This is a genomic window from Streptomyces sp. W16, from assembly GCF_033194735.1.
Taxonomy (GTDB): domain Bacteria; phylum Actinomycetota; class Actinomycetes; order Streptomycetales; family Streptomycetaceae; genus Streptomyces.
Genome location: NZ_JAWOAI010000423.1, coordinates 1 through 8,910 on the forward strand (window position 1 = coordinate 1; position 8,910 = coordinate 8,910).

Below are 8,910 nucleotides of genomic sequence, written 5' to 3' on the forward strand. Positions count from 1 at the left end.
GGTCATGCCGGCCGCGCGCCGCTCGGGCACGAGCACGCCGTGGCCGCCGAACGCGGAGACGGAGCGGACGATCGCCCCGAGGTTGCGCGGGTCGGTCACCCCGTCGAGGGCGACGATCAGCGGGTCCTCGCCCTTGTCGTAGGCCGCGTTGGCGAGGTCCTCGGCGTGCGCGTACTCGTACGGCGGGACCTGGAGGACCAGGCCCTGGTGGTTGAGTCCGTTGGTCATGCGGTCCAGCTCGGGACGCGGGGCCTCCATGAGGTGGACGCCACCGCGCTCGGCGACCAGCTGGAGCGCCTCGCGCACCCGCTCGTCGTTGTCGATGAACTGCTGGACGTAGAGCGTGACCGCCGGAACGCCCTCGCGCAGCGCCTCCACGACCGGGTTGCGGCCGACGACCATCTCGGACGTGCCCTTGCCGCCGCGTCCGCGCGCGACCGGTGCCCGGCGCTGGACCTGCTTGGCCTTGGAGTTGGCGATGCGGTTCTTCTTGTGGCCCTTGCGCGCCTCGGCGGGCGGGGTGGGACCCTTGCCTTCCAGGCCCCGGCGCCGCTGGCCGCCACTGCCGACCTGCGCGCCCTTCTTGCCGGACATGCGGCGGTTGTTGGCTGCCATGACCTACCTGTCTGTGTGTCTGTCTGGGCGATGCGATGGATACGAATGAATACGTACGTCTATGCAGTGTGCCGCCCGGAGGGCCGGGCGGCACAGTCGATCTTCGTTGACCGGGGTGGGTTCAGCGTGGGCCGAGGGTCCAGCGTGGGCCCTGCGGGCCGTCCTCGATGACCAGGCCGGACTGGTTGAGCTGGTCGCGGATGGCATCCGCGGTGCCCCAGTCCTTACGGCCCCGGGCCGCTTCGCGCTGGTCGAGGACCATCCGCACCAGGGTGTCGACGACGCCATGGAGATCCTCACCGTGGTCGGACTCTCCGGCCCACTGCGGGTCCAGCGGGTCGAGTCCGAGCACCCCGAGCATGGCGCGCACCTCGGCGAGACGCGCTACGGCGGCTTCCTTGTCGTCGGCGGCCAGCGCGCTGTTGCCCTGCCGGACCGTGGTGTGCACGACGGCGAGCGCCTGCGGCACGCCCAGGTCGTCGTCCATCGCCTCGGCGAACGCCGGCGGCACCTCGGCCGCGGGCTCGACGACTCCCCCGGCCTTCTCAACGACCCGCTGCACGAAGCCCTCGATCCGCGCGAACGCGGACTCGGCCTCGCGCAGGGCCTCCTCGCTGTACTCGATCATCGAGCGGTAGTGCGGGGTGCCCAGGTAGTAGCGCAGCACGATGGGCCGCCACACCTTGACCATCTCGCTGACCAGCACGCTGTTGCCGAGCGACTTCGACATCTTCTCGCCGCTCATGGTGACCCAGGCGTTGTGCACCCAGTACTGCGCGAAGTCGTCGCCGTAGCCCTTGGCCTGGGCGATCTCGTTCTCGTGGTGCGGGAAGATCAGGTCGAGGCCACCGCCGTGGATGTCGAAGGCGGGGCCCAGGTACTTGTGCGCCATCGCCGAGCACTCCAGGTGCCAGCCGGGCCGGCCGCGGCCCCACGGGGTCTCCCAGTCGGGCTCGCCCGGCTTGGTCGCCTTCCACATGGCGAAGTCGCGCGGGTCGCGTTTGCCGGTGATGCCGTCCTCGGGGGGCTGGCGCAGGTCGTCGATGTCCTGGTTCGACAGCTGCAGATAGTCCGGGTAGGAGCGCACGTCGAAGTAGACGCTGCCGTCGGCCTCGTAGGCGTGACCGCGCTCGATGAGCCCGCGCATCATCTCGATCATCTCGGGCACATGGCCGGTCGCGCGCGGTTCGTACGTCGGCGCGAGGCAGCCGAGAGCCTGGTAGCCGTCGTTGAACGCGCGCTCGTTCTCGTAACCGATGGACCACCAAGGGCGGCCCTGTTCACGGGACTTGGTGATGATCTTGTCGTCGATGTCGGTGACGTTGCGGATGAACGTGACGTCGTAGCCGCGGTATTCGAACCAGCGGCGCAGGATGTCGAAGTTCAGGCCCGAGCGGATGTGGCCGATGTGCGGGGCGGCCTGCACGGTGGCACCACACAGGTAGATCGAGACACAGCCCGCTGTGAGCGGGGTGAAGTCGCGAATCTGCCGGGTGCTGGTGTCGTACAGGCGAATGGTCACGGTACAAGGGTAGTGGGCGTTTCCCTGTGCCTCAGACGGTTGGGTCGATTGTTGTCTGCGGGCCGGTGGGGGCTGGTCGCGCCCCGCGGCGGAGCCGCAAATCGATACAGCCCCGCGCCCCTAGAAGTCGGACCAGTTAACCGTGTTTGACCACCAGCGCTGTTGCCACCGCCATCAAACCCTCGCCCCGCCCTGGAAAGCCCAGGCCGTCCGTCGTCGCGCCCGACACCGACACCGGAGCACCCGCCGCCTCCGACAGCAACTTCTGCGCTTCGTCCCTTCGCCTGCCGATCTTCGGGCGCGGCCCTACGACCTGTACGGCGACGTTGCCGATGGTGAAGCCCGCCTCGCGGACGATCCTCGCGGCCTCCGTCAGGAGCGTGACGCCGGACGCGCCCGACCACTCAGGCCGGCCGGTTCCGAAGTGCTGGCCCAAGTCGCCCAGGCCCGCTGCCGAGAACAGTGCGTTGCAGGCCGCGTGGGCGACGACGTCCGCGTCGGAGTGGCCGGCCAGGCCGGGGCCCTCTCCCTCCCACTTCAGGCCGGCGCACCACAGCTCGCGGCCCTCCTCGAAGGCGTGGATGTCGGTGCCGATGCCGACCTGCGGCAAGGGGTACGGCTCAGAAGCCATCGTTCAGCCTCCTGCGGGCCAGGACCGCCTCCGCGAGGACCAGGTCCAGGGGGCGGGTGACCTTGAAGGCCTCTTCGTGGCCGGGGACGACCACGACCGTCAGGCCGAGCTGCTCGACCATGCTCGCGTCGTCGGTGACGTTGTCCGTGACCGTCTCGTGGGCGCGGATCAGCGTGGCGCGGTCGAAGCCCTGCGGGGTCTGTACGGCGCGCAGGCGGGCCCGCTCGGGGGTGGCGACCACCGGCTCCGGGTCGCCGGGGTGCGCGGCCGGCTCGACTTCCTTGACCGTGTCGGCGAGGGGCAGCGCCGGTACTACGGCGGGAGCTCCGTCCCGTACGGCCTCGATGACCGCGTCGACCGTGTCGACCGGGACGAGCGGGCGGGCCGCGTCGTGGACGAGGACGACGTCGTAGCCGGGGGGCAGCGCGTCCAGGCCGAGCTTCACGGACTCCTGGCGGGAGTCGCCGCCGGGGACGACCAGGAAGTCGGTGCGCTCGGGCAGTGCGTGGGCGTCGAGGAGGGTCTTGACCTCGGCGGCGCCGTCGGGCGGGGCCACTACGACGACCAGGGAGACCGCGCGGGACGCGGCCAGTGCGCGGATCGCGTGGATCAGCATGGGGGTGCCGTTCAGCGCGCGTAGCGCTTTGGGGGCGCCCGGGCCGAGGCGTACGCCCCGGCCGGCGGCCGGAATCACGGCGGCGACGGAGGACTGCGCCTGCGAAGAGCGCGAATCGTCAGACATCGGTTCCTGTCAGGTTTGTGTGCTCGACCTACGTGGGTATGGCCTGAGGAGTGCCGGGCGCGACGCCTTGACCGGACCCTTCCGTGACACCGGTCGAGCCTGCTGCCCGGGCCCGGCACACCATTATCGGGGGATGTCTCTCCGACGTTCGACGGAGTCGGAGTCGGAGTCTCAGGTCTCGGAGTCTTCGACGGAGTCGCAGTCGGGGTCTCGGAAATTCCCCTGAACATGCCGAAGCGCCCGGCGACAAGGGAGCTGTCATCGGGCGCCACGGCATTTCAGTGTGCTGAGCAGGGCGTACCAGTTGCCTGCGTCAGGACGCGAGAACCTCGTCGAGCAGGGCCTCGGCCTTGTCCTCGTTCGTGTTCTCCGCGAGCGCGAGCTCACTCACCAGGATCTGGCGAGCCTTGGCGAGCATGCGCTTCTCACCTGCGGAGAGTCCGCGCTCGCGCTCACGACGCCACAGGTCACGGACGACTTCCGCGACCTTGATGACATCGCCGGAGGCGAGCTTCTCCAGATTTGCCTTGTAACGACGCGACCAGTTCGTGGGCTCCTCGGCATACGGAGCGCGCAGCACCTCGAAGACCCGGTCCAGCCCGTCCTGACCGACCACATCACGTACGCCGACGAACTCCGCATTGTCCGCTGGCACACGCACCGTCAGGTCACCCTGAGCGACCTTCAGCACCAAATAGGTCTTGTCCACGCCTTTGATCTGGCGAGTTTCGATAGCCTCGATCAGCGCGGCCCCGTGATGGGGATAGACCACGGTGTCGCCAACCTTGAACGTCATGTGACAGGTACCCCTTCCGTGGCTATCCAGGGTAACACGGAAACTGCGCGTTCTGAATGGCGTTTTCGCAGGTCAGGGCACATCTCGGGGCTTGACAACTGCAACAGGAACGTGCTGCGGAGGCCGGGCGGAAGAGGGTATTCGCAGGTCGGAGCAGCTCTCCGGGCGGGGTGAAACGCGTACGTTACACACATCCGGAGGCGCCTCCAAGTGGACGAACGTCCCTAAATGTCTGGTTCCAAGTGCTCGACTTCCGCTACTCCGTTCGGTGGACGGAGTCCGGTGCGAGGTGAATCCGGAATTGATCACCGAGGCGGCGCGGAACGGCCGGTGATCAATTCTTCGAGGCGCCCTGCATTCTTCACGGAAAATCCGCCGACGGGCGGCTGAGCTGCTTATGTGAATGCCGGACGAGTGCCGGGCACAAGTGACCCGTGAGTCACTTGTGGCACACGGGTACCCGGTTGGGGGAGGGTCGGGTGCGGTGGCGCGGGAACGGCTCGGTAACCTAAGGCCGCTGACAGACACTTAGGGCGGCTTTATTCGGGAGTCGCCCTGCTCCGCCCACGTTCAAGGAGTAGCCGCCGCCGTGAGCAGCAGCCTTCGACGCGGCGCCCTCGCCGCCGCCGCCATCGCGTTCTCGATCGCCTCGCTCGCCGCGTGCGGTGCCGGCAACGACGCACAGACGCTGGAGGTCAAGCCGGACAACGCGGCCGTCTCCGTCGGTGACATCAAGGTGCAGAACGCCCTCGTCATCACCCAGCCCATCTCTGATGCCACCCCCCAGCCGACGGGCCCGGCGGTGATCTCCGCGACCCTGTTCAACACCAGCAAGAACCCCCAGACCCTGGACTCGGTGAGCGTCGACGGCGTCGGCACCGCCAAGCTCACCCCCGCGAAGGGCAAGGGCAAGCTGGTCGTCCCGGCCTTCGGCTCGCTCGTCCTGGGCGGCAAGGGCAACGCCTCCGCCGCGCTGACCGACGTCGGTACCGGTCTTGAGGACGGCAACGCCCAGAAGGTCACCTTCACCCTCAGCACGACCGGCGCGGTGAGCCTGAGCGCCTTCGTCGTCCCGGCCGACAACTACTTCACCAAGTGGGGCCCGACCTCGATCCCCACCCCGGCCGAGGGCGCCACCGCGACCACCTCCGCGTCGGCGAAGCCGGGCAAGAGCACGTCGGCCACGCCGTCCGACTCGGCCTCCGAGAGCACCACGGCGACGGCCACGGCTTCCGCCGGCTGAGCAGCGGCCGTAGCGACAGTCGCATTCGCTACGACGATGGGCGGGACCTCACGGAGAGGTCCCGCCCATCGTCGTAGCGCCGCTAAGAGTGTGATCGCGGTTTACGGCTCGAACTTGTAGCCGAGGCCGCGGACCGTCACCAGGTAGCGCGGCGCGCCCGGGTCCGGCTCGATCTTGGCGCGGAGGCGCTTGACGTGGACGTCGAGCGTCTTGGTGTCGCCCACGTAGTCGGCGCCCCAGACTCTGTCGATGAGCTGCATGCGGGTCAGTACGCGGCCCGCGTTGCGCAGGAGCATCTCCAGCAGGTCGAACTCCTTGAGGGGCAGGTCGACCTTGGAGCCGGAGACCGTGACCACGTGGCGATCCACGTCCATGCGGACCGGACCGGCTTCGAGGGCGGCCGGGGTGACCTCCTCGGGCTCGCCGCGGCGGCGCAGGACGGCCCGGATACGGGCGACCAGTTCGCGGGACGAGAAGGGCTTGGTGACGTAGTCATCGGCTCCTATTTCCAGGCCTACGACCTTGTCGATCTCACTGTCCTTGGCCGTCACCATGATGACGGGGACGTTGGAACGGCCGCGCAGTTGGCGGCAGACCTCCGTGCCGGGCAGGCCCGGCAGCATCAGGTCGAGCAGGACGAGATCGGCGCCGTTGCGCTCGAACTCGTCGAGTCCGTCGGGCCCGGTGGTCGCAATGGCGACCTCGAAGCCCTCCTTGCGGAGCATGTACGACAGGGCGTCGGAGAAGGACTCCTCGTCCTCGACGACAAGCACTCGGGTCACGGAAGGACCTCCGGGGCGGGAAGCGGTTCGTACGGGGATGGATCAGGGGACCCCTCGGCCTCGTCGTCGAGGTCGGGGTGCTGGTGGGCACGGTCGCGGGCCGCACCCGCCTCCGGTAGCCGCAGGGTGAACGTGGAGCCCTGTCCCTCGGAGCTCCACACCGTGACCTCCCCGCCGTGCGAGGCGGCCACGTGCTTGACGATCGCCAGCCCGAGACCCGTACCGCCGGTGGCCCGCGAACGGGCCGGGTCGACACGGTAGAAGCGCTCGAACACGCGCTCCTTGTCCTTCTCGGATATCCCGATGCCCTGGTCGGTGACGGCGACCTCGATGTGGTCGCCGCCGGGCGCGTTCACCCGGCGGGCGGCTATGCCGACTCGGGTGCGGGCGGGCGAGTAGTTGACGGCGTTCTCGACGAGGTTGCCGAGGGCGGCGGCCAGCTGGCCGCGGTTGCCCCAGACGTGCAGGTCGGCGGTGCCGCCGGCGGCCATGGTGATCTGCTTGGTGCCGGCCTGGTGCCGGCAGCGGTCGATGGCCTCGGCGACGAGTTCGTCGACGCGCACCGGTTCGGCGTCTTCGAGGGGGTCGTCGTTCTGGACCCGCGACAGGTCGATGAGCTCCTGCACGAGATTGGTCAGGCGCGTGGCCTCGATCTGCATCCGGCCGGCGAAACGCTCCACCGCCTCAGGATCGTCGGAGGCGTCCATGACCGCCTCCGACAGGAGGGAGAGCGCGCCGACCGGGGTCTTCAGTTCGTGGCTGACATTCGCCACGAAGTCACGTCGTACGGCCTCGATACGGCGGGCCTCGGTGAGGTCCTCCACGAGGAGCAGGACGAGCCGGGAGCCGAGCGGGGCCACCCGTGCGGACACGGCGAGTGCCTCGCCGCGTCCGGTGCCCCGCCGGGGCAGATCCAGCTCGACCTGGCGTATCTCGCCGTCGCGCCGGGTGTCCCGGGCCATGGTGAGCATGGGGTCGACGGACAGTTTCCCGCCACGGACCAGTCCGAGGGCGTACGCCGCCGAGCTGGCCTTGACCACGGCGTCCGCTTCGTCGAGGACGACGGCCGAGGAGCGGAGCACCGAGAGGACGGTGTCCACGCCCGGCGGAAGCACCGGGTCCGTGTGCAGGGAGGTCCTGGTCGGTCGCTTCTGGTCGCGTTCGCTCCAGCGGAACGCCAGCATGGCGATGACGCCGGTGAGCACCCCGGCGATCGCTGCCGCTGCGGCGACCGCCGCGTTCACGTCCATGCCACCAGGTTAGGCATGGGATACCTCCTGGCCACAGCCATCGGAGTGCGACCTCGAACACTCGTCGCCCAGAGTTCACCTTGGAGCCAGTATTGGTTCATTTGGGGTGGCGGAAACCGTCGCGTAGGAGCGGGAACGTGGGAGCGTGGGGTGGAAGGGCCGGTTTTTCGTCACAACCGACAGGCCCGGGGCCCCTTGAGCCCCCGAAGCGAACGTAGGAGAGGGAACCCTGATGCGGGACGCGTACCACGAGGAACTTGACTCGATCGGTGACGGTCTGGTGGAGATGGCCCGGCTGACCGGGTCGGCGATCGGGCGCGCCACGACGGCGATCCTGGACTCCGACCTGAAGCTGGCCGAGAGCGTCATCGAGGCCGACAAGAAGGTCGACGACCTCCAGCACGACCTGGAAGCACGCGCCATAGCCCTGCTGGCCCGCCAGCAGCCGGTGGCGACGGACCTGCGGATCGTCGTCACGTCCCTGCGCATGTCGGCCGACCTGGAGCGCTCCGGCGACCTCGCCCAGCACGTGGCGAAGCTCGCCCGGCTCCGCTTCCCGGACCGCGCGGTGCCGCACGACCTGCACGCGACCATCCTGGAGATGGGCCAGCTCGCCCAGCGCCTGATGGCCAAGGCGGCCGAGGTCATCATCACCAAGGACGTCGATCTGGCCCTCCAGCTGGAGCAGGACGACGACGCGATGGACCTGCTGCACCGCACGCTCTTCCAGCACCTGCTGGACGACAAGTGGAAGCACGGCATCGAGACGGCGGTCGACGTGACGCTGCTCGGCCGCTACTACGAGCGGTTCGCCGACCACGCGGTGTCGGTGGCGAAGCGCGTGGTGTTCCTGGTCACGGGTGAGCACGCGGACGAGCTGCAGCCCGACATCCAGCCGGCGACGGGGGCGGAAGGGGCTTAGGCCTGCCGACCGGAAGCTCGCCTGAAAGGTGTGGGGTCAGTTCTAACCGTTGTCACGCACTGTGACTGGTTAGAGCTGACCCCACACCTTTTGGAGGGGGCGGGGTGCGGGGCGGAGCCAGGTCGGTCGGGGCGGAAAGCCCCAATGCGCCGTTGATGCGCCCAGCGGAACGGGCATCCAATGGGCAGCATCCGATGGGCACAGGCACCAGCCTCCAGGAGGACCCATGGCCGAATCCCCCGCCACGACGCCGGACCCGACGCAGGAGCGCGAGACGCAGCAGCCCGCCGAGATCAAGAGCCTCCCGCTCTTCGGCGCCTGCGGCTGCGGCTCGGGCTGCGGGTGCGGATGCCAGTCGGGCAATCCCTGCCAGTGCGGCTGACCGCCGCCCGCTCCCGGAGGGGCCT

General features: G+C 69.1%; 10 protein-coding genes. 3 read left to right on the forward strand and 7 right to left on the reverse strand.

From position 1 onward, the window contains the following. From R6V09_RS38700 to R6V09_RS38720, 5 genes are all read right to left on the reverse strand, one after another. The coding region (locus tag R6V09_RS38700) for a TrmH family RNA methyltransferase (protein WP_317886162.1) at positions 1 to 615 on the reverse strand (615 nt) is incomplete at its 3' end. A gap of 121 nt (positions 616 to 736) precedes the next feature. Next, positions 737 to 2,137: a cysteine--tRNA ligase gene (gene cysS / locus R6V09_RS38705; RefSeq protein WP_317886163.1), complete on the reverse strand. Its 1,401-nt coding sequence runs from the start codon at positions 2,135 to 2,137 to the stop codon at positions 737 to 739. 136 nt (positions 2,138 to 2,273) lie between these two features. Beyond that, entirely contained in the window at positions 2,274 to 2,768 is a 495-nt protein-coding gene (ispF, locus tag R6V09_RS38710; protein ID WP_317886164.1) for a 2-C-methyl-D-erythritol 2,4-cyclodiphosphate synthase, read from the reverse strand. Continuing rightward, positions 2,758 to 3,510: a 2-C-methyl-D-erythritol 4-phosphate cytidylyltransferase gene (ispD, locus tag R6V09_RS38715; protein WP_317886165.1), complete on the reverse strand. Its 753-nt coding sequence runs from the start codon at positions 3,508 to 3,510 to the stop codon at positions 2,758 to 2,760. Before ispD ends, ispF begins: the two co-directional genes overlap by 11 nt. A 313-nt stretch (positions 3,511 to 3,823) precedes the next feature. Then, a complete protein-coding gene (locus R6V09_RS38720) occupies positions 3,824 to 4,306 on the reverse strand; it encodes a CarD family transcriptional regulator (protein WP_003953493.1) in 483 nt (160 codons plus the stop codon). 589 nt (positions 4,307 to 4,895) lie between these two features. Here R6V09_RS38720 and R6V09_RS38725 point away from each other — a divergent pair. Then, positions 4,896 to 5,549 (forward strand): DUF461 domain-containing protein, encoded by a 654-nt coding sequence (locus tag R6V09_RS38725; protein ID WP_317886166.1) that lies wholly within the window; start codon positions 4,896 to 4,898, stop codon positions 5,547 to 5,549. Positions 5,550 to 5,650: 101 nt separating this feature from the next. On the opposite strand, the gene R6V09_RS38730 is transcribed toward R6V09_RS38725, so the two are convergent. Continuing rightward, positions 5,651 to 6,331, reverse strand: coding sequence for a response regulator transcription factor (locus R6V09_RS38730; protein WP_009340348.1), 681 nt, complete (start codon positions 6,329 to 6,331; stop codon positions 5,651 to 5,653). Next, on the reverse strand, positions 6,328 to 7,581 hold the full coding sequence (locus R6V09_RS38735; protein ID WP_317886167.1) for a sensor histidine kinase: 1,254 nt from the start codon (positions 7,579 to 7,581) through the stop codon (positions 6,328 to 6,330). The genes R6V09_RS38730 and R6V09_RS38735 overlap by 4 nt, the downstream gene beginning before the upstream one ends. A 232-nt stretch (positions 7,582 to 7,813) precedes the next feature. Between R6V09_RS38735 and phoU the strand changes: the two genes are divergently transcribed. Together phoU and R6V09_RS38745 are read left to right on the forward strand one after the other, a co-directional pair. Next, positions 7,814 to 8,503 carry a phosphate signaling complex protein PhoU gene (phoU, locus tag R6V09_RS38740; RefSeq protein WP_200712019.1) on the forward strand — a complete coding sequence of 230 codons (690 nt, stop codon included), beginning with the start codon at positions 7,814 to 7,816 and terminating at the stop codon, positions 8,501 to 8,503. A gap of 226 nt (positions 8,504 to 8,729) precedes the next feature. Beyond that, complete coding sequence (locus R6V09_RS38745; protein WP_019062518.1) at positions 8,730 to 8,885, forward strand: hypothetical protein; 156 nt, start codon at positions 8,730 to 8,732, stop codon at positions 8,883 to 8,885. Positions 8,886 to 8,910: the final 25 nt, after the last annotated feature.